Origin of the sequence: Ruegeria meonggei (assembly GCF_900172215.1) — a bacterium.
Lineage (GTDB): Bacteria > Pseudomonadota > Alphaproteobacteria > Rhodobacterales > Rhodobacteraceae > Ruegeria > Ruegeria meonggei.
In genome coordinates, this window is the sequence record NZ_FWFP01000009.1 from 179529 (window position 1) to 200310 (window position 20782).

Sequence of the window (20782 nt, forward strand, 5' to 3'; positions counted from 1 at the left end):
AGCTCGGCTTTGGGCCGCGCCTGACTCCGAATTAACCGTGTTCCAAGCAATGACGCGCCATAGGCCGCGTCGGCGTTGAACCTATGTCCGCGATCTTCGTTTTTGTGATTATGTGCATGGCTTCAGTCTTTTTCTTTGAGCCAATGAAGTTAGTGCTGCGCCAGGCATTCGATGCCGCCGTTCTGTTCATTTTGGTTACAACTCTGATTGCGCTTCATTGGCAGAAGCTGGATCATGCCGCCATTTCAGCGGTGCAACCGGCACAGAAGCTGAAGGCGTCGGAACAGGTGTGGCGGTACGAAGCTGCAGCGCTGGCATTTTGGCGCGATTTCATGAGAATATCAAAAACGCCTCCGTGGTGCCGATCGCACGCCACAGCCCGCGTTTCTTACCGCGGATCATGATTACGACTTCGTCCATGTGCCACTTGTCGTTCGTTTGAGGTCGATCCCGCCGGGTGCAATCTGCAAAATGCCGAGCAATACGATGGACCCACAGCCGCATCGTTTTTGAGTGACAATCACGCGTCGCGCAGCCAAAAAGTCTCCAACATCAGCCGTACTCAGCGCGAAACGGGGGTGCGCCGAGACGAGCCAGGCAATGATCTCACATGGAAACCGGAATCCCTACAGGCGCGGCATGTTGGTCGGAGTGTTCATGGCCCGCAGATAGCCCGGTCAAGTCCGGCGAACAATTTGGCAATAACCGCTGGACAGGTGCGTCAATACGAAGGCTAAACCCAACCTTTCCGGAAATTTGCAACATAACCCACATCGACTGCCTGCTCGCCAGCTTTCTGTTCCTTGATCGATTGGGTGATTTGTTCGTTAGTGAATCTCGTCTTCATTTGCCCGTCCTTTGGTAGGGTGGGCTCTACAAAAGATGGAGGAGACACAGGAACTCAGGTCAGCTGGAATACAGGTATACTGCGCTTTCAACCCTGTCGCGGAAGCAAGGAGGTGAGAATGAAGTCCTTTACACTCCCCATAAGCTTGCGCATCGGCACTTCTGATAGCACGCTACGATAAGCGCTGCCTTCCAGAACCTCGATTATTATCTGTGACGCTTGTTCCGGGTCGGGGACTGCACGAAAATCTTTGTCATCAATTCCCCTTTTCACAACAGCGGTAAGCGCGTCGGTCAACTCGGCGCGGTTTTCGACAAATAGTTGCGCAATGTCTGGTTGACGGATTGCTTCACTGGAGATTTCCAGAGTGAGAATGACATTTTCCGGCGCGGCCAAGTACTTTGAGTAAGCGCGAATGAACTTATCCAACACTTTTGGAGTGGGCGACCGCATAGCTAGAATCTTTAGAAAAGGGTCCATTTCCTTTCGTTCCAACATCGCAATTTCGACCAGCACATCGTGCTTGCCGGGAAAATGGTTGTAGAGATTTCCAAGGCTAACCTGCGCCCGGTTTGCAATGTCCCGCACGCCGGTCTGGTGATAGCCGCGCTCAAGAAAGCACATTACGGCCGCCTCAAGTATCTGATTCCGGCGCTGTGCCGAAGCTTTGTCCCGCTTGGACGCAGGTTTCTTTTCAGTTTCAGTCATTTTCAGTTTCACTATTGAACGAACGATCGTTCATAGTATATGACAATCAATCAACCGCCACAAGGCGTGTGTTAATAGATACTGAGAGGATGGTTGCGGAGTGGAAGCTAATCCCGATAAAGTTGCGCATAGACCTGCGCGCCCATGGGTGTGGATCGGGCTCTCGCTATTGGTCTTGATGGTAGTCGTCGTCCTGCTGTTCGGCGAAGAAGACACGATTGACGTGCAGGCATCGCAAACCGCGCCTTCCCCCCCTATAGTCTCAGTGGTCAAGGTCAGTGCGGCACCCGCAACGACCCAGTTGTCTGCCTATGCCGAGGTTAACCCGCTTTGGGATGCCGAATTAAGGTCAGCTATTTCCGGGCGAATTATCGCAGTCCACGACGCCGCCCTTGCCGGCGCAAAAGTGGTTGATGGAGACCCTCTATTTTCAATCGAAAAGGCCCCTTACGAAAGCGCGGTCGCCGCCGCTGAAATGGAATTGGAAGAGGCCAAGCTTGCGTTACTGCGCGCGCAGAACAATGTGACGGTGGCCCGCAGGCAGTTCGAAAGAGATGGCACTGAACCGCCAACAGAACTGGCATTGCGACTACCCCAACTAATAATTGCGGAAAAATCAGTGGCCGCGGCTCGCTCGAGGTTGAGCGCAGCGCAAAGTGAGTTATCGGATACTGATGTAATTGCGCCATTTTCGGGCTTTGTGACTCGCCGCTTTGCCAGCTTGGGCCAAACGGTGGCTCCGGGAGACGCATTGGTTCACATTTCGGACAATCGCCAGTTTGAACTGGTCGCAGAGTTCAGTCAGGATGACTGGTCGCTGTTGAAGCACCCGATTTCCAACACCTACGCGAAGTTGCTGCATCGCAACGGTGAGCCATTGGGACAGGCGCGCGTGCGCCACGGAGGCGGTTTTCTGGATCAAGACACGCGACAAGTGCGCGTCTTTCTCGATATCACCAAACCGGATGAACGAATACTCGCCGGTGACTTTCTTCAGGTTCAGATCACAGGTCGCACGATCGCCGATACCTTCACTTTGCCGGAAAGTGCGCTGACACGCGCGGGCCATGTCTGGCTGGTTGGCGATGACGATCAGCTGCAGCGCGTAACACCAGAGATTTTGTTCCGCAGCGAGGGCACAATCACAGTCCTCGCGCCAGAAGCGGTGGGCACTTGGCGGGTTGCAAAGACCCCACTGGCTTCTTTTCTGCCGGGTCAGCGGGTGACATCGCAATTGGATGAGGGCTGAGCCATGCATGTGCTGACATCCTGGTTCATACGCAACCCCGTCGCCGCCAACCTTATGATGGCATTGATCCTTTTTCTTGGGGTGCAAACGCTACTGAATATCCGCATCGAGGGTTTCCCCCGTATTCCGCCGGAAAGCGTTACAATTGTGATCGAATACCCCGACGCGACAGCAGAGCAGGTGGACGAGCTTGTCACTCAGAAGGTCGAACAAGCCCTTGAGGGGCTGGAGGGCGTGCGCAGTGTCACATCACAATCAGAAAACGAATTCAGCACTGTCACCGTGCGGCGGGCGGGCGGAGAGAAGCTGCAGGCGGTTTTGGACCGGGTTCGCATTCGGATCGACGGATTAACCGATCTTCCGGACACGGCCCGCCGCCCTGTCATCGAAGCGTCTGGCTTTGACTTTCCTGCACTGTATCTGAACCTTTACGGGCAAACAGACCCGGCCACATTGCAGACGTTGGCACAACGGCTCAAAGAAGAGTTGTTGGCACAACCAGAGCTCTCGCGTTTGCAAATCTGGGGGTTGATCCCGCGTGAAATGCGGATCGAGATCGACCCGGTGCGGTTGCGCTATTATGGCCTGACAGTTTCGGATGTCACGCGCGCCATTGACCAGAACTCGCTCTCGTTTCAGGCCGGACGCCTTCGCACCGAAGGCGGCACCATTTTTCTGCGCGCCGACAACCGAGCAAAATATCGCCCGGAATACGCGTTGCTACCAATCATTGAACGCAGTGATGGCTCTTTTGTCTCGCTCGGGGATATCGCGACCATCGAAGACGGGTTTCAGGACGGTGAATATCTGTTTCGCCTGAACGGCCATCCGACGGTTGGTATGGAAGTTCTGGTCGGGCAGAAAGAAAACCTGTTGGAAATCAGCGATGTAGTACGCAGCACCGTTGAAGAATTCAGTCGTCAGTTGCCAGGTGCAATTCAAGTCGACGTCTGGGGTGATAGCTCCGGATACATCGCTGACCGCCTCGCCCTTTTACGGTCGAACGGAGTGCAGGGGCTGATACTTGTAACGCTTATGCTGTCCCTGTTCCTGAACGTGCGATTGGCCTTTTGGGTTGCAATGGGCATTCCGGTTTCAGTCATGGGCGCGATCGCGGTCTCAGGCTCAAAATGGGTGGATTATTCACTGAACGATGTCACCACGTTTGGCCTGATCATCGCGTTGGGGATCTTGGTCGATGACGCCGTTGTCGTTGGTGAGAGTGTTTTTGAAGAGCGTCAGAAAGGCAAGGACGCCATCAAGGATACAGAACGCGGCGTGAAACGCGTAGCGGTCGCAACTGTATTTGGCGTGCTGACTACAATCGCCGCTTTCTTTCCGATGCTATTGATCGACAACCCGTTGGGTAAGGTACTAGCCGGATTTTCGGGCGTCGTAATCCTGACACTGATCTTCTCGCTCATCGAAAGCAAATTCATCCTGCCAGCCCATCTGGCGCACGTTCCAATGGGACCTGGGCGCCGCTATCTGCTAACCCGGCTTTGGGGCCAGGTGCAGGATGCCGCTCAAGGGGGGCTGTATTGGGTTCGGGATCGCATCTACCAGCCAATGCTTGTCGCTGCAGTACGCCAGCGCTACGCCGTGTTGATCCTGTTCATTGCCGCGGCGACCCTGGGGCTTGGACTGATGTACAAAGGCAAGGTCAGAACCGTGTTCTTCCCCGAAGTCCCGGGACAGATCATCACGATGAATGTTGAAATGGATGCTCGTGCGCCCTTTTCGCTGACACGCGCCAATGTAGACAGAATTGAGAGCGCACTGAACGACCTGAACACCGAACTTGCCGACGATGCGGGCATGAGCACTCTGCCCGTTCGGTCTGTGTTCACCATTATCAGCGGTGCTGGCGAGGCGCAAATCTATGCCGAAATGATCCCGGTAGGCGAACGCCCAAATGTGCCGATCCTGAGAGTCGTGCGCGACTGGCGAGATCGGGTGGGCGATGTTGAAGGGGCAACTGAATTGGAATTCACCGGATCAGAGGCGCTCGCCGGTGGCTTTCGTATTCGCTTGATGTCCAAGGATGAAGATTTGCTTGAACAGGCCAGTGCCGAGATAAAAACATTTCTGTCAAAGATTGAAGGTGTGACGAACGTTCGGGATGGTCTTGTCGGAGGTCAGCCTGAGCTGAAACTGCGACTGCGCCCGGACGCGCGGAACCTTGGGTTCAACTCGGAAACCCTTGCCACTCAGATCGGATACGGATTTGGCGGCGCAGAGGTGACAAAGGTCAGGCGCGAAGGGTCCGAAATAAAGGTCGTTGTCCAGAACGCGCGTGAAGACAGCGATACACTGGCTGATCTGATGCAGACACAATTGCGCAGCGCGTCGGGTGCCTGGGTGCCGTTGGAGACCGTTGCCGAAATCGAAGGCTCCTATGCATCAGGTGTCGTCAACCGTCGGGACAGCAAACGCATGAACATTGTTGCCGCTTCCATCGATCGCACGCTTGTCGCCCCTGAAGAGGTCGGACAGGCCGTGTTTGAGACTTTGGTTCCTGAGCTGCGCGCAAAATACCCCAGCGTGACCGTCCTGGCCGCAGGCGAGCTGGAGGAAATGTCTGATATCAGTGGCGGCTTGAAGCGCGCCCTGCTTTTGGCCGCGGTTTTGATCTATGTACTGATGGCCGTGCCATTGAAAAGCTACTGGCAACCCTTTGTCATTCTGGCGATCGTCCCCTTTGGCTTTGTCGCAGCCGCTGTTGGTCATCTGATCATGGGTGTTTCGCTCTCTCTGTTTTCCTTTTTTGGTATGCTTGCACTGACCGGTGTCATCGTGAACGACAGCCTTGTTATGATCACCCGTTACAATCAGGCGCGCGACGAAGGTCAACCTGTCGACGCTGCATTGCACTCGGCTGGAGTCGGGCGGTTTAAGGCAATTTTCCTCACCACCGCAACCACCGTAATCGGCCTGCTACCTTTACTGACCGAGACATCAGAGCAAGCCCAGTACCTGATCCCAGCCGCAATCTCTTTGGCCTACGGTGAGCTTTTTGGCACTGCTCTGATGCTGGTGTTAGTCCCTGCGCTGATTGCTATCGCCGAAGACGTTATCGGCCTCTTCAAAACCACTCCCCTGCACCCTGCCGCCCAAGGGACATCAGTATGATCAGAACGCTCATACACTCTGCATTTGCTACCTTGGCACTGACAATGCCTGCTGTAGCTGACGGTCTTAATGTGACCGTCGTTGGTATCCGGAATTCCAAAGGAAATATCGTGATCCTCATTTTTGATGATGCGCGCGCCTTTGACAACTTCGACGTCTGGAGTGCCGTCGACTATGTTCAGATCCCGTCAAGGAAAGGCAATGTCCGTCACGAGTTTGAGAACCTAACCAAGGGTCCTTACGCGGTTCTGTTGTTCCACGACGAAAACAGCGACGAAGACCTGAACATGACGGCGACGAAACTGTTGGAGGGCGTTGGTTCGACAGGAGCTCCAAATCCTCAGGATGAACCTGATTTCAATGCCGCTTCGGTCTGGCCAGGTGATGTTAGTGTTCGGATCCACTATGATCAGTAACCCGCTATGCTGACGGATCGAGACTTAACGGTTGGCACGCTTTTGAGTGTGTTTCGCTGGCGTGTCGGACTTACGTGGGCACTGATCCTGTCTGAAACTGCTCTCACTGTTTTGATCCCGCTGTTCATCGGCTTTGCTATCGACGGGTTGCTGACCGAAGTATTTCAACCCTTCTTCTATCTGGGGGCACTTTTGATCGCCCTCATACTGATCGGCGTAATCCGTCGAATCTATGACACTCGGGTTTATGGGAACATCCGTGTTGAGTTGGGTAAGGCGCTTGCATTTCGCTTTTCAAACTTACCGATATCGTCACTGAACGCCCGGATCGGAATGGGCCGCGAATTGGCAGATTTCATGGAAGAAACACTGCCTTCGGCAATCGCCGGAGTTGTACAGTTTGTTGCCTCGGGTATCCTGTTATTCTACTTTTCTCCTACGCTAGCCCTTTCGGCCTGTGTAGTGCTCTTTGGAATGATATCCGTCTATACGCTGTTTCATTCAACATTCTGGCGCTGGAACAGGGCGCTGAACGAGCAGGTAGAGCAGCAAGTTCGCATATTGGAACAACGCAGCGACCGACCTACACACGTACACTTTAACAGACTGCGCCAGTTCGAAGTAAAACTCTCGGATACAGAAGCCGTTCTTTACGGTACGATCTTTGTTCTGCTGATCGGTCTGGTTCTGTTCAACCTTTGGTTTGCGACGCAACACCTGAGTGTGACGCCGGGGGCCATCTTTTCGATTGTCAGCTATTCTTGGGAGTTTGCCGAAGCCGCGCTGGCACTGCCGGTGACCTTACAATCATGGTCGCGCCTGTCTGAAATCACGACTCGCCTGGACCGCTCTAATGGGACAGCTCAACCGAGGACCTAGAGGCCCTGATGCCGATCGCTGAGGTCTAATTGCTAAACGCGGGTGGATGGCAGGATCACAGATGTCTCTTGCCGATATTACTTACGGTACACAGCTGTTTGCTACTTTACTGTCCAGCTTGATCGACCCGATTTACCGAACCTGCGGGCTTACTATGACCGCTTGCACACGCCCCGGCTTACGCCGAGCGCGTGATAGTACATAAGCAACTTGAATTCCGACGTCCGGACTGCATCAAGCGCTACACACGAGCTGTACAGAGGTTCAAAGCCTTCGCTTCAGCAGAGGCCACGCCGGCAGGCAGAGACGTCGCGTACATGATCCGTTTAGGCCAACACACGCCCGAGATCGGTCCCTTCAATCAATTCGCTAAGCTGACCGCCCAGCTCCGATGTGATCGCTGAAACACCGCAGCGCACTCCAAACATTTCAGCACAACCCAACCGCCTCCAACAACAAATTGGGACTGCCATCATCAAATTTGAGTATCGCACAGGCGTTCTGGCTTGTTCACACGGGTCCAGGTGGAGTCTTCTCCCAGATGGTCCTTGCCGATGCTCGCACGAGTGGCCAATGACGCCGTTTCAAAAATCGGAACACTGCCGGTTAGCGCGGACGACACTACCAGATTGATCGCCTCATTCACACTGGATCCATGATAAGCGCGCGCCGCAAGCTGATTGGGGGATTTCACGGAAAAGATCAGATTGACCGACTGCCCCATCTCGGGATCGTACAAGTACCCAGTATGCGTGTCGGGTTCTTTGTCAGCAGGGGCGAGATCGGTGACGATGGTGCTGTTGCAGATCTTTTGTCCCCAGTTGAGGATACCGGGGTTCAGAGTATCCAGTGCATTTGAGTTTCCCTCAAAAGTGACGAGCCTGCCGCAGAGTTTATTGGACTGCCCCATACAGGGTTCAATAAAGACGATGCTGGCCTTGTCATCCAGGCGCCAGTACCCCTCAAGAGGGCTGAGGGTTCGCGTCACGATTTCAGCGTCCTGGTTTTGCGACGTGCAGGCGCTCACCATGATCGCGGCAATTGTTACGTGAAGCCCCTTTACCAAAGAAGGGCATTTCGCGCCGGCAACCTTAATGTTCATTTCTGTGTCTCTCTCTTTCACAATACTCTTTCAAGACAGATAGTTGCCACAGATTGGGATGCCGCCCAGACGGTATGGAGATTGTGTGGAGAGTTTTTACGGCAGACGGAGAACCATTTCGTGTCGAATTTAAATCTCGGCCTGCTCAGCAACTCCTCCAGCCCTGTGCAAAGGCAGCTTCAATGCCAGTTCCGCACCTGTGCAGGTTTGATTGTTTTGCGCAATCACATCTCCACCATGTGCCCTTGCAATTGCCCGCACCACCGACAGGCCCAGCCCGGTGCCTCCCGCTGCGCGGTTGCGGGACGAATCAGCACGCCACCAGCGGTCAAAGATTTTTTCGCTGTCAGCAGGGTCGATGCCCGGACCATGGTCGACAACTCTGAGATAGGCGAACGTGTCATCCGCATGAATTACAACCTTGATGTATTGACCGCTAGCTGCGTATCGCATCGCATTGTCAATCAACGCCGTCAGGGCCTGTCGCAGACGAACCGGATCAGCTTGCAGGAAAACAGGTACGAATGAGGTCTCCAGCTTCATTTCGAGCCGATCCAGATCTGGACGCATGGTGGTGATCACCCGTTTAACCTCCTCAACCAGGTCGATTTCAATGACCTGCGGTACTAACTGCCCCGCACTCAGCCGGGAAAGGAGGTCAAGTTCGTCAACAATCCGGGATAATGTGTCAACCTGGGCGATAAGCCCGTCGGTCATGTCTTTTGAGGGTGTGAAGACACCATCCCCAAGCCCTTGAAGGCGGCCGCGCAGGATCGTCAGCGGTGTGCGCAATTCATGCGCGATGGCAGCCGCGGAATCATTGGCTTCGCGTTCAGCCTGTTCCAGCCCCTTTGTCATAACGCGAAACCCGCTCAGCAAATCCTCGGTTTCCAGGACACCACCCGCACTGTCCGGAATCTCCAGCGTTAGATTACCGCCAGCAATTTCAAGCGCAGCACGGGTCACAGTTTCGATTGGAGCGCTCAGCCTTCTTGCCGCGAGAAGGCCGATAACAACCGATGAAAGCACGGCTAGTGCGATCAGCGCGATAAGGGCAGCCAGTTCTGCCAGCGCATATTCCCCTCCGCCCCAGTATAGCGAAAACGCGGCAATCAGCGTGGTCAGAGCATCAGGTGATACCGACTCGTTGTTGATCAAAGCATCTAGCGTCGTCCGGTGTGCAGCGCTGAGGTTTGCTAGCCAGAGGTCCTGCAAAAACAGATAAAAGGCAGCCATGCCAATGATAAAGACACCAAGCACGGTAAGAGCCATGAAGATCATCGACAGCGACAATTGTGTGCGGAGCTTCCACCGACGCCGTGTCATGTCAGCGCCTCAAGCCGATAGCCGACACCCCGAACCGTCGCCAGAAATCCTGTGATACCTTCGACTTCGAGCTTGCGGCGTGCATTCGAAACATGGCTGTCAATTGTGCGCTCCAAAACTTCACCTTCGGGCATACAGGCATCAACCAACTCAGCTCGGGAAAATGCCCGCTGCGGCGAGCGGGCCATATGTGCCACGATGGCGTATTCTGTCTGGGTCAGCGGGATTGGTATTCGCCCGCCAGCCCTGGTGACGAAGGCAGCATGCGCGTTGTGATCAATCATCAGGGCACCAACTGAGACAGGGCGCACGTTTGGTTGTGCATTCGGTCCGGTCCGCCGCAATACAGCTTTGACCCGCTCAACCACTTCCAGCGCATTGAACGGTTTGACCACATAATCATCCGCTCCAAGACGCAACGCCGATACTTTCTCGAGGTCATCGGCCATAGCGGTTACCATGATCACCGGCGTATCCGAGGTCTGTCGGATGATCCGTAATACATCAACGCCATCCCGTTTCGGCATCTTGACATCCAGGAGAACGAGTGAGGGTTTGAAATGCTGGAAATGCGCCAAAGCCAACTCACCGTCAGCGGCGGTGACTGTGCGAAATCCGGCGCGCTCAAGGTAGGTTTTGATGATCTCTGAGATTTCACGTTCATCCTCGGCAACGAGAATCAGATCATTACTCATAGTCAGTGTCCTTTTTTCGGCACATTAAACCGACCTTGTCTAATCCTGAATCAGAGAACGTGGAGGTTTGATGGATGCGGCTGGGATGCTCTCCACAAAATCTGGATCATTTCTTCGTTCGGTCTGGATCAGTTTGACCCATCTCCAATCCAGATGTGACTGGGTTGGCTGATGAATATACCTCGGCCAAATTGGTAAGGCAGGCGCAAAGGAGAGACCCTATGCCGACGATACTTTATTCCCTTCGGGCAATAGGCGCTTGCATAATTGTTTGCCTCTCTGCCCTCTTGTCCGCGTGTTCCGACACAGCTGCGCCCGAGCGGTTGGATTTTCAGCACTCTGGCAATTTTCTTGCTGGTCGGCTGCTTTTGCCCGAAACACCGGGGCCGCACCCGGCGGTTCTCTTTGTACATGGGGATGGGGCTGTTCCCTGGGATGCGTTCGGCTACTATGCGCCTTTCATGCAGGCTCTGAACAAGGCCGGTTTTGCGGTTTATTCCTGGGACAAGCCCGGCGTTGGTGACTCATCTGGAAATTGGTTGAAACAGTCGATGCAAGACCGCGCAGATGAGTTAGCAGCCGCCGCTAAAATGTTGCAGCGTGATTCCAGGGTCCGACAGAACGACATAGGGCTGATGGGGTTTAGCCAGGCGGGATGGGTCATGCCACGGGCAATCGCGGACCAGGCTGACTATTCCTTTATGATTGCTGTATCCGGTGCAATCAACTGGATTGAACAATCAGAATACATGACCCGTAACAGAATGCGTCTGGAGGGAGCCTCTGAAGTTGAGGTGCTAACTGCTCTGAACTTCGATCGCCAGTTGGTTGAGCTTATGCGCAAAGGTGCTGGTTATGCGACCTACAAAACCTTTATGTCCGGGGCCCCTGCCTGTTGCCGCGACCTGATGTCAGAAGATAGATGGACCTTCGTCAAACGTAATTTTCAGAGCGATGCTCGGGAAGATCTGAAGAAGGTGGATGTACCTGTTCTTGCACTGTTCGGAGACAAAGACCTGAACGTGGATTTCGCGCAAAGTGCCAGTGTCTATCACAAGATCCTCTCTCAAACGCCGGGCTCAAACCGCGTCATCATACTGCCAGATGCCGATCATTCGCTTCTTCCAACAGAAAAAGAGCGCCTTGTAACCGCTGGCCCTGCTTTCATACGCAGGCTGCTTGCAATCGAACTGTACGGCGCGGATGCTTTTGCTGCAGACGCGGTGGATGTTTCCGCGACATGGGCGTCCAATATTATTGACCCGGCTCCGTAATTTTGACCCAGGCAAGGGCTTCACAAAACACGGTCTACAGCTTCACAGGGGTCCGCTTGATCATCGCAAAGTAGTTTCGGGTTTTCTCTTAAGACGTGGCGATGAGACGGAATGGCTGCCTTAGATACGACAGGCAGTCATTCAATCAATATCCCCACGATCGTCAATGTGGAAATCTATGCAGCAGAACCATTGAGACCCCGCAACAGAACCGGCTTGCATTCGCACTGGCGACCTTTTTTAGGACATTGGCATTTCACGCAGGTGCTGCTCAGCATCCATACCAAAACTCACGTTCAATCGTTCTGTTCAAGCAAGACGCTAGATTCAACCAATTGAGCGGCGACATTCAAATTGCAAGGAACCAAACTGTGAGGTGCCCCAAGTTTCCTAGACACCTGCCAGTTTTAGTTTGAGCTGTCTTTCCTCGAAATCAACGGGCGACGGCATGCCGTTGTTTGTGTGCTTTCGTTTCGGGTTGTAGAACATCTCAATGTCATCGAACACGTCCTGTCTTGCATCATCGCGCGTTGGATATGTACGCCGCATAGTCCGTTCCCGTTTCAATAGCTGGAAGAATCCTTCGGAAACTTCGTTGTCGTGACAGTTTCCGCGTCGGCTCATACTGGGTTCCAGACCGTGCTGACGCAGGAACGCCTGCCACTCACGGCTGGTAAATTGAGAACCTTGATCGGAATGCACTGTGACCCTGTCAGTTGGCTTGCGCCGCCAGACGGCCATCAACAGGGCCTGAAGCGCGAGGTCAGTTGTCATACGAGATTGCGTAGAAACAGCCATCTGCCGCTTCGAAAGCAAGAACGGACGATGCAGGGGTTCGATCTCTGGGAGGTCTGCAGTGGTTCGTGGCACCGATTCGACCGTTCGGAACTGCTTTTGTGTCCCTGCACGTCGTCGCTCCGCCTTGACAATCCGGTGTCACTGTCTCGGAGCGTTTGACGCCCGGAAGGCGGCCGCTCGAGCAGCATGAAATCAGAGCATCGCGAGTTGTCTTCACTAAGGCGACTAACGTGACATCACCGTGCTCGGGGTTTGCTTGGCAGCCTTCCAAAAGTAACTTGGCTGCTCAGGGATCGCGGCCATACCGCATCGCGATCATGTTCGAGCGCCTGAAGGGCTGGAGAAGTGTCACAACCCGATTGAACGCTGTCCCAAAGTCTTCCTGTTCGCAACCGCATTCGCTGCAATCGTCACCTACTGGTTACGAATCCTGTGCCTGGGATTTGTGAGCATCGAATAAGCATTCAAGGAATAAATTCAGTCGTCGCCCTTTGGATCTGCTCTTTCTCACTATCGCGGACATTTTCGAGACAAAACTTGCAGGCTTACAGTCAATTTTCCGGACTTTGCCTGCGTCCAGAAATGGTGTTGCGGTATGGCTCGGCAGGAAGCCGAGGTATCGTCCCGACAAAACAAGAAGCGCGAGAGCTTCTTCGTTTTGAACAAACGCAGATTTGCGTAGCTTGAGTTTCTGATGCACAGCCATGTTTGGTGAGTTGAAACTGAGCCCCGCAAACGAATACTTCCGAAGTTCAGCTACGGTAAATTCTGTTTTCTGGCGATCAAAAAGTTCGTGACTTCGACCACAAAACAGATGCATTTCTTCAGTGTAAAGGTCGGTGTAACTCAACATTGGTGATTGGCGATGCAGGGGCACTATGCCCAGGTTGAACTTGCCGTTGATGACGCCTTCCTCAATTATGTTCGGCGGCTCCATTGAAATGTCGAGCGTGACACCTGGTGCTTTGTCGCGAAACATCTGTATCGCACCAAAGACATTGGCCTCGGGGTTTGATGAAGCGTGATCGAAGAATGCGATCTTCAGCTTGCCGGTTAAATCTGCACGTGCTTCGTCAATCTGTTCCTGAAACCGATCGATGGATATAAACAGATCTTCCGAAGACTTCAGAACTTGCTCGCCGTCTGACGTTACCGAGAACCCGGCCGGACCGCGATGGCAAAGCTTAATGCCCACGCGAGTCTCTAAGTCGGAGATATGTTTACTGATCGTTGATCGGCCGATGTTCAGTTCAAATTCGGCTGCGGTGAACCCGCCGCAAGCAACAACTGTTTTAAATACGTCCAGCAACCTGATGTCGACATCCGTAACCCGATTTATCGCAATTTTTTTGGCCATACAAAAGTTTCCTATTTATCGACCTTTAATTCAACAAGTTTGTATTAACGACCCGGTTAAGCCTTTCTATAGTCCGCGCAATGACCGCCCGCGAAAAAAGGACCATTGCGGTACATTTCTGCTAAGATCGTGACAATAAAAAAGGGAGAAAGAGCTTATGAATATGATAAAATCATTATCCGCAGCAGCGGCAGCCGCATCCGTAGCCGTGCTGACACTTGCCGCCCCGGCCTCTGCAAAGAACTTCAAAATTGCGGTTGGCGACAGCGGCGGCAGCAGCCAGGAAGCCACCGGTCTAGGCTTTGTCAAAGCACTTGAAGAGCTTTCTGGCGGCAAGCATACCGCCACCCTTTTCTTGAACGGACAGCTGGGTTCGGAACAGGATACCGTAAACGAGGCGGCCATCGGCACGCTGGATATGTCGCTGTTGGCAATCAACAACATCACACCATTCTCGCCAACCGTTGGTGTGTTCACACTGCCTTACGTCATTCTGAGCCTGGAAGATGCAGAAAAGCTGACCCAGGGCCCTATCGGCCAGGAATTGACCGAAAACACAATCAACGACGCTGGTGTACGCATCATCGCTTGGACCTACACCGGCTTCCGGGTTCTGACCAACTCAAAGAAACCGGTAAAATCAGTTGCAGATCTTGAAGGGCTTGTCATTCGCGTTCCCAAGAACGAAATTATGATCGACACCTATAAGGCCTGGGGCATTAGCCCAACACCGATGGCCTGGTCCGAAACCTTTGCGGGATTGCAGACCAAAGTGGTCGATGGGCAGGATAACCCTTATACTACCATCAACGCGATGAAGTTCTACGAAGTGCAAAAGTACGTCACGAACATTCGCTACATCTTCTCGATCGAGCCACTGATCATTTCCGAGCAGGTATTCCAGGAACTTTCCCCTGAAGACCAGGAAATCGTTCTGGAAGCCGGCAAGGCGGCGACCGCTGCATCTGCACAGTTTCTGCGTGACAAGGAAGCAGAAATCAAACAGATTCTTCTTGATAAGGGCATGCAGATTGATGATCCGGAAAACAACGAGCAAGAGTTCATTGATCTTGCGACGGCAGCAGTATGGCCGAAGTTTTACGAGAGCATCGGTGGCGTTGAAAAGCTGAACGCTGTTTTGGTCGAGATCGGTCGCGACCCCGTCTCGGAATAATCCTACCATAATATATGTCGGAGAGCGCCTTTCGGCGCTCTCCCAACAAAGGTGAGGGACCAATGACAAAGTTCTGGGGAATTCTCAACAACATAGAAAGCTACATTTGCCGCACATTACTCGCGGTTTTTGTTTGCCTCTTGTTCCTGCAAGTCATCGTGCGAACCCTGTTCAACTTCTCATTTTCATGGGTAGAGGAGCTTTCGGTTTACATGTTCGTTTGGTTCGTTTTCTTTGGCGCAAGCTACGCAGCCAAAATGAACGCGCATAACCGGGTCACCTTCCAGTTCAAGTTCCTGCCTCCGCGCGCGATCAAGTACATTGAGGCATTTGCAGACCTGTTCTGGCTGTTTTTCAATGTCTACTTCATCTATCTGGCCATCGATTTCATCTTTAACAAAATGAACAGATTCCAATCTTCACAGACGTTGGGTTTTCATCTCAGCTGGGTCTATATCGTTTTACCTATAGCATTCACGCTGATGACCATTCGGATTCTTCAGGTGAACTATAAGAAGATCATTCTGGACGAAGATCTCGTCGACCCCGATGCCATCGACCTTGAAGAAGTGCGCGCTGAAACTGGCGCGGACCCGATCGACATCGACTCAATTACTCAAGATCAGGAGAAGAACTGATGGGATCCGAAATCGTACTCATCTTGTTTGGAGCGTTCCTGCTACTGCTGTTTATCGGTGCCCCGATCACAGTTGCACTGGGCGTCTCAACGCTTCTCACCTTTATTTACCTGGATGAGAACCCGATCAAGTTTGTCCAGATAGCCTTCACTTCAGTCGGTTCGTTTCCTTTGATGGCACTGCCCGCATTTATTCTGGCAGGCGCGTTGATGGAGGCTTCGGGATTATCCAGACGGCTCATCAATGTGGCTGAAAGTTTCGCAGGTCCCTTCACCGGAGGCATGTCTGCTGCCACAGTTTTCGCCTGCCTTTTCTTCGGCGCTATATCGGGGTCCGGTCCGGCAACGACGGCCGCGGTTGGCATGCTGATGATCCCGGCAATGATAGAACGGGGCTACGGCCGCAGTTATTCATCCGCCATAACAGCATCTTCGGGTGGATTGGGCATTGTGATCCCTCCGTCAATCCCACTGATCATCTTCGGCATTGCCGCCCTTGGCATGCCAGCCCCCCCAGACGCGGTTGCGGAACACGGCCAGTTCCAAACTGTGTCGATTCCGAAACTGTTTATCGCTGGTTTCATGCCTGCTTTCCTTATCGCAGGCAGCCTGCTGGTGATGAACTATATTCTCGCCAGAAAGAATGGCTACAAAGGCTCGGCAGAAGGCTGGTCAGCAAGAGAAATTTGGTGCGAAATGTACCGTGGTTTCTGGGCACTTATGGCGCCTGTCGTAATTTTGGGAGGCATCTATTCAGGTTTCTTCACACCAACCGAGGCCGCCATTGTAGCGATCTTTTATACATTGGTCGTTGGTGCGTTCATCTACCGCGAACTGACATGGGAAAAGTTGTTCACGTCGCTAGAGACGACCACATGGTTGACTGGGCGAGTACTGCTGATCATGTTCACCGCGACGGTTTTTGGGCGCCTTTTAGTGGAAAACCAGATCCCGGCGGTGATTGCTGATGGTATGCTGTCTATCACAGACAACATCTATGTCATTTGGACACTGGTGATATTCTTCTTGCTCTTCGTGGGTATGTTCATGGAGACACTGGCGACTATCCTTATCTTGGTGCCGGTAATGTTGCCTGTCGCATACAGCATGGGGATCGACCCGATCCACTTTGGCGTTGTCATGGTCTGTACACTTGGTATCGGTTTTCAGACTCCGCCATTGGGTGAAAACCTGTTTATCGCATCGGGTATATCGAACATTTCGATAGAACGGATTTCCGTCGCCGCCTTACCTTTCGCGTTCATCAACACAGTTGCGATCTTTATCATCGCGTTCTTCCCTGAAATAGCACTGTGGCTGCCGCGCGTGATGGGTTACTGACCCACCGAACAGAAAGGATTTTCGAATGCTACCTGAAATCAATGACATTCTGTTCGCGACGGATTTGTCCAAGAACTCGGATAATGCGCTGAGATACGCTTTATCTACGGCGCGTGCCTATGGCGCGGGGGTTCACGTCCTTCATGTGACTGAACCCTTGTCCCAGGATGCAATCGTCACACTTCAGATGTTTCTGCAAGATGACGAATCCCGGAAAAAAGCCATTGGCGATCGGCACGCATCAGTAAAGGAAATGCTCAGGAAAAATCAGCAGGATTTTGTGCAATTGCTGCCCGAAAGCGAAAAACAAGACTACTCTGTAGTGAAATCGGTTGAGCTGGTTGACGGGCATTCCGCAGAAATGATCCTACAGAGGGCTTCTGAATTGAACTGCCAGTTGATCGTCATGGGAACGCACGAGCAGGGTACCGGCCATACCTTTATCGGAACTGTGGTCAAACGGGTATTACGACGCTCTTCCATACCTACGCTGATCATTCCCAACACGGCATAACTGAAATCCTGCCCTGTGGAAATTCACAGCGGTTCGTTACTGCCATAGGTTCTACGCTAGGGTCACGACCCATTGATTTCCGTTGAGCGGCGTGATTCACCGCTCGAAACGGAGTGGTGACATGTTTGATCTTTACTGGTTGAGCGACGCACAGATGGCGTGTCTTGAACCCGATTTTCCAAAGCCCCACGGCAAGCCGTGTCGATGATCGACGCGTTCTGAGTGGGATTATATTCATTAGTAGCAATAGCTTGCGTAGGCGTGATGTGCCCAAGGAATACGGCCCACATAAGACGCTGTGCATCCGGTGGAAGCGCTGGAGCGACAAGGGCTTTTTGCCCAGATGATGGTCGGGTTGGCGGTTCGTCATGGCGAAGAGAAAACCGTGATGATTGACGCCACATATCTGAAAGCGCACCGAACGGCGACCAGTATGGGCGTGAAAAAGGGGGCGCGGTCGCCTGATTGGCCGGACCAAGGGCGGTATGAACACCAAACTTTACGCCATCTGTGACAGCCAGACCCGCCCATTGAACCTGTTCGTCACTGCTGGCCAAGTCAGCGACTACATCGGAGCACAGGCATTGCCGAGCAGTCTTCCAAACGTCGACTGGTTGCTTGGGGATCGTGGCTATGACGCTGACTGGCTCAGAGAAACGCTGAAAGACAAAGGGATACGCCCCTGCATCCCGGGTCGCAAGCAGCGCAAGGTAACCGTCAAGTACGACAAGCGCCGCTACAAACGCAGAAATCGTATCGAGATCATGATCGGCAGGCTCAAGGATTGGAGACGCGTCGCGACACGTTACGATCGCTGCCCAAAGGTATTCCTCTCCGCAGTCACTCTCGCAGCAATCGTAATCTATTGGTTGTGAGTCCTGACACTAAGCCGTCGTAGGCGGACGCTTAGGGCATATGGGGTCACGGCGTATGAATGTTTGTCTATCTTCGTCAATTCACCAACCGGTTTCGACAAAGTTGCCACCACCTTCTCTCAATTTTCCGGACAAGTAGAGTGACGGCGCAATACCGCTTTGCGTGTTAAACGAAAACGCCCCTCCATATAGAAGTGAGCCGTTTTCGTTTTGGTAGGCGTATCCAAGTTGTAAGCTGATGTCATCGGTCGGGTAGTGAGACACCATCGTCCGAACAAAGAAATCGTTGTCGATCACATCCCCACCTGTAACACCTGCGATGGCATCTATAGGCATTCGTCCAAGATGAAGCGCGCCCTCGACTCCGCCTTGATAGAAGTCTGCGTTCAGCCCATTTCCAAGATTTACGTAACCTGCAACAATGCCAAGCAGATCCTTTGACGGATCACGCCAAGAGAAATGGAACCCGGTCCCAAGAATATCAACGTTGTCGGAGTTGCTACTGTTGAGTCTTACAGCAACCCCGTCCAGTTGGAGCCCGTATTGGTAACCCAGCGGTACCGCGAAAGACCCCGTTGCACCGTAGGCATCGCCGTCTCCGAAAAGCCCGCCGAATAACAGTTCGCCATTTGCCCCGTCAACTGCGGGCTGGGTGTTTGATGGGGCTTCCACCTCCTGAGCGCTGGCGGCAGTTGAGATCATGACTGCAAGAGAAAACGCTCCAATCAGAACATAAGCACAAAACCAATGTTGCCTCTTCGAAGTGCGTTGTCGAATTTGCCTAAACCCGCCCCAATTGTTACCAAGACTCAGGCTAATAGGCATTGTTCCCTAATTCAGTTTATTCTTTGTTGGCCAGAACTTTGATGGGTCCTGTTGCACGGATCAAACGAAAGAACCATTGTCGTGCTTCTCATGGCCCCCGTTTACACTTTAACTTTGTTCAGATTTGCGGTGTCTCCCAAAGCAGACGGTAGCAAAGCTGCGCGAACGGCCGCGGAAGACCTTGCAATACCAAACACCAGCTGAAAAATTTGCTGAAAGTGTTGCGGTGATCAGTTGAAACCACTGCTCAAAGCCGACATTGCCATAAGGCACCCCAAACAAAAAAACCGCGCTGGCAAGCGCGGTTCTTTCAAATCTATAAGTGCAGTTCTCAGCCCTGGCGAGCTTTGAACTTGCGCTGCGTCTTGTTGATCACATAGACGCGGCCTTTGCGACGCACAATACGGCAATCACGGTGCCGGTTCTTGAGCGAGCGGAGCGAGTTCTTGACCTTCATGGTCTGTCTCCAATCTGCGGCGCCTTCATCAAGGACGTGGCCAGCGCCTGGGTTTGCGGGTGCCCCGGGTCAGACCCGAAACAGTGATACGATGGTGGGCGGTACAAGGATCGAACTTGTGACCCCTTCGATGTCAACGAAGTGCTCTACCGCTGAGCTAACCGCCCACGAACCTTTGCAAGACCTGCCCCAAAACGAAATGGGGCGCGGATACCCGCGCCGGTAGCGGGGTCTATAAAAGGAGTCGCAAACGGGTTCAAGGGGTTTGGTTGAACTATTTTCCGGTCTATGTTCAGTCCGAACAAGGAGACGTCATGCTCAACGCGCCCTATGATTTGGATATGCCTGCCAAGCGCACGTCTTGTGTGGTCTTTTCCTCGCCTCATAGCGGTCGGAACTATCCTGAATCAATGCTCAACCGCACTGTCTTGAACCAGAATGTGATTCGATCTTCGGAAGATGCGTTTGTCGACCAGTTGTTTTCGGCGGCCGCAGACTATGGCGCGCCGATGATCGCGGCGACGGTGCCGCGTGCCTATCTGGACCTGAACCGCAGTGCCGAGGAACTGGATCCGGCGTTGATTCAGGGTGCACGCCGTCATGGGCACAATCCGCGCGTTGCCTCCGGGCTGGGTGTGATTCCCCGAGTGGTCGCCAATGGGCGCGCAATCTATCGTGGCAAGCTGACAATGGACGAGGCGCGCCTGCGCATCGACACCTGCTGGCGTCCCTACCATGCGCGCATCAAATCCTTGCTGGCCGAATCTCATGAGGCGTTTGGACAGGCGGTATTGGTCGATTGTCATTCGATGCCGCATGAGGCGGTTGCGATGGCCAGTACCGCCAAATCCAAACGGCCCGAGGTTGTGCTGGGCGACAGGTTCGGCGCATCTGCTTCGGCCAAGGTGGTCGATCGGATCGAAGCGGCTTTTGTCGCGGCCGGCCTGAACGTTGCGCGCAATGCGCCTTTTGCCGGGGCCTACGTGACCCAGACCTATGGCCGCCCCAGCCGCCACCAGCACGCGGTTCAGGTCGAGATTGACCGATCTCTCTATATGGATGAGGCCCGGATCGAACCAAATGAGAACTTCGCTGCGTTTCAGGAGATTCTGCGCGAGATCATCCAGGACATTGCCCGCGTCGGCGAGGAGCCGTTGCGACTGGCGGCCGAATAGA

At 53.3% G+C, this 20782-nt stretch carries 18 protein-coding genes, 1 tRNA gene and 3 pseudogenes; 13 read left to right on the forward strand and 9 right to left on the reverse strand.

Annotated elements, in window-relative coordinates; all coding sequences use genetic code 11:
* Nucleotides 1–83: 83 nt before the first annotated feature.
* Complete coding sequence (locus RUM8411_RS23265) at nt 84–404, forward strand: hypothetical protein (RefSeq protein WP_085823667.1); 321 nt, start codon at nt 84–86, stop codon at nt 402–404.
* A gap of 530 nt (nt 405–934) precedes the next feature.
* Here the strand turns inward: RUM8411_RS23265 and RUM8411_RS15750 are convergent.
* Nucleotides 935–1555, reverse strand: a complete 621-nt coding sequence (locus RUM8411_RS15750; RefSeq protein WP_085823668.1) for a TetR/AcrR family transcriptional regulator — start codon at nt 1553–1555, stop codon at nt 935–937.
* A 178-nt stretch (nt 1556–1733) separates the two neighbouring features.
* On the opposite strand from RUM8411_RS15750, the gene RUM8411_RS15755 reads away from it, so the two are divergent.
* From RUM8411_RS15755 to RUM8411_RS15770, 4 genes are read left to right on the forward strand one after another with little or no spacing between them, the layout of a single operon-like run.
* Complete coding sequence (locus RUM8411_RS15755) at nt 1734–2804, forward strand: efflux RND transporter periplasmic adaptor subunit (RefSeq protein ID WP_085823704.1); 1071 nt, start codon at nt 1734–1736, stop codon at nt 2802–2804.
* A gap of 3 nt (nt 2805–2807) precedes the next feature.
* On the forward strand, nt 2808–5936 hold the full coding sequence (locus RUM8411_RS15760) for an efflux RND transporter permease subunit (protein ID WP_085823669.1): 3129 nt from the start codon (nt 2808–2810) through the stop codon (nt 5934–5936).
* On the forward strand, nt 5933–6352 hold the full coding sequence (locus RUM8411_RS15765; protein WP_085823670.1) for a DUF2141 domain-containing protein: 420 nt from the start codon (nt 5933–5935) through the stop codon (nt 6350–6352). Before RUM8411_RS15760 ends, RUM8411_RS15765 begins: the two co-directional genes overlap by 4 nt.
* A 6-nt stretch (nt 6353–6358) precedes the next feature.
* Nucleotides 6359–7231, forward strand: a complete 873-nt coding sequence (locus RUM8411_RS15770) for an ABC transporter six-transmembrane domain-containing protein (RefSeq protein WP_085823671.1) — start codon at nt 6359–6361, stop codon at nt 7229–7231.
* A 475-nt stretch (nt 7232–7706) separates the two neighbouring features.
* Here the strand turns inward: RUM8411_RS15770 and RUM8411_RS15775 are convergent, their stop codons facing one another.
* The 3 genes from RUM8411_RS15775 to RUM8411_RS15785 all read right to left on the reverse strand — a co-directional run bounded on the left by RUM8411_RS15775 (nt 7707) and on the right by RUM8411_RS15785 (nt 10354).
* Nucleotides 7707–8333, reverse strand: a complete 627-nt coding sequence (locus tag RUM8411_RS15775) for a DUF2147 domain-containing protein (RefSeq protein ID WP_085823672.1) — start codon at nt 8331–8333, stop codon at nt 7707–7709.
* Nucleotides 8334–8462: 129 nt separating this feature from the next.
* Nucleotides 8463–9659 (reverse strand): sensor histidine kinase, encoded by a 1197-nt coding sequence (locus RUM8411_RS15780; RefSeq protein ID WP_085823673.1) that lies wholly within the window; start codon nt 9657–9659, stop codon nt 8463–8465.
* Nucleotides 9656–10354 (reverse strand): response regulator, encoded by a 699-nt coding sequence (locus tag RUM8411_RS15785; protein ID WP_085823674.1) that lies wholly within the window; start codon nt 10352–10354, stop codon nt 9656–9658. The genes RUM8411_RS15780 and RUM8411_RS15785 overlap by 4 nt, the downstream gene beginning before the upstream one ends.
* Nucleotides 10355–10575: 221 nt before the next feature.
* On the opposite strand from RUM8411_RS15785, the gene RUM8411_RS15790 reads away from it, so the two are divergent.
* Complete coding sequence (locus RUM8411_RS15790; RefSeq protein WP_085823675.1) at nt 10576–11628, forward strand: alpha/beta hydrolase family protein; 1053 nt, start codon at nt 10576–10578, stop codon at nt 11626–11628.
* Nucleotides 11629–12018: 390 nt separating this feature from the next.
* On the opposite strand, the pseudogene RUM8411_RS15795 reads toward RUM8411_RS15790, so the two are convergent.
* Nucleotides 12019–12444 (reverse strand): annotated as a pseudogene (locus RUM8411_RS15795) (DDE-type integrase/transposase/recombinase); the annotation flags it as partial.
* Here RUM8411_RS15795 and RUM8411_RS23295 point away from each other — a divergent pair.
* Nucleotides 12418–12616, forward strand: a pseudogene (locus RUM8411_RS23295) (IS6 family transposase); the annotation flags it as partial. The pseudogenes RUM8411_RS15795 and RUM8411_RS23295 sit on opposite strands and share 27 nt — an antisense overlap.
* Nucleotides 12617–12847: 231 nt before the next feature.
* Here the strand turns inward: RUM8411_RS23295 and RUM8411_RS15800 are convergent.
* The gene (locus RUM8411_RS15800) at nt 12848–13783 is read right to left on the reverse strand and encodes a LysR family transcriptional regulator (RefSeq protein ID WP_085823676.1); all 936 of its coding nucleotides are present in this window, start codon (nt 13781–13783) and stop codon (nt 12848–12850) included.
* A gap of 157 nt (nt 13784–13940) precedes the next feature.
* Between RUM8411_RS15800 and RUM8411_RS15805 the strand changes: the two genes are divergently transcribed.
* The 5 genes and pseudogenes from RUM8411_RS15805 (at nt 13941) to RUM8411_RS15825 (ending at nt 18324) form a co-directional block, all read left to right on the forward strand.
* Nucleotides 13941–14957: a TRAP transporter substrate-binding protein gene (locus RUM8411_RS15805; RefSeq protein ID WP_085823677.1), complete on the forward strand. Its 1017-nt coding sequence runs from the start codon at nt 13941–13943 to the stop codon at nt 14955–14957.
* 62 nt (nt 14958–15019) lie between these two features.
* A complete protein-coding gene (locus tag RUM8411_RS15810; RefSeq protein ID WP_085823678.1) occupies nt 15020–15595 on the forward strand; it encodes a TRAP transporter small permease in 576 nt (191 codons plus the stop codon).
* Entirely contained in the window at nt 15595–16935 is a 1341-nt protein-coding gene (locus tag RUM8411_RS15815) for a TRAP transporter large permease (protein WP_085823679.1), read from the forward strand. The genes RUM8411_RS15810 and RUM8411_RS15815 overlap by 1 nt, the downstream gene beginning before the upstream one ends.
* 25 nt (nt 16936–16960) lie before the next feature.
* Nucleotides 16961–17449, forward strand: a complete 489-nt coding sequence (locus RUM8411_RS15820; RefSeq protein ID WP_085823680.1) for a universal stress protein — start codon at nt 16961–16963, stop codon at nt 17447–17449.
* 121 nt (nt 17450–17570) lie between these two features.
* Nucleotides 17571–18324: pseudogene (locus tag RUM8411_RS15825) on the forward strand (IS5 family transposase).
* Between the two features lie 81 nt (nt 18325–18405).
* Here the strand turns inward: RUM8411_RS15825 and RUM8411_RS15830 are convergent.
* The 3 genes from RUM8411_RS15830 to RUM8411_RS15840 all read right to left on the reverse strand — a co-directional run bounded on the left by RUM8411_RS15830 (nt 18406) and on the right by RUM8411_RS15840 (nt 19773).
* Nucleotides 18406–19149 carry a hypothetical protein gene (locus RUM8411_RS15830; protein ID WP_159453910.1) on the reverse strand — a complete coding sequence of 248 codons (744 nt, stop codon included), beginning with the start codon at nt 19147–19149 and terminating at the stop codon, nt 18406–18408.
* A gap of 331 nt (nt 19150–19480) precedes the next feature.
* On the reverse strand, nt 19481–19606 hold the full coding sequence (ykgO, locus tag RUM8411_RS15835; protein ID WP_008755722.1) for a type B 50S ribosomal protein L36: 126 nt from the start codon (nt 19604–19606) through the stop codon (nt 19481–19483).
* Between the two features lie 92 nt (nt 19607–19698).
* A tRNA-Val gene (locus RUM8411_RS15840) sits at nt 19699–19773 on the reverse strand.
* 147 nt (nt 19774–19920) lie between these two features.
* Here RUM8411_RS15840 and RUM8411_RS15845 point away from each other — a divergent pair.
* Nucleotides 19921–20781: an N-formylglutamate amidohydrolase gene (locus RUM8411_RS15845; protein WP_085823682.1), complete on the forward strand. Its 861-nt coding sequence runs from the start codon at nt 19921–19923 to the stop codon at nt 20779–20781.
* Nucleotide 20782: the final 1 nt, after the last annotated feature.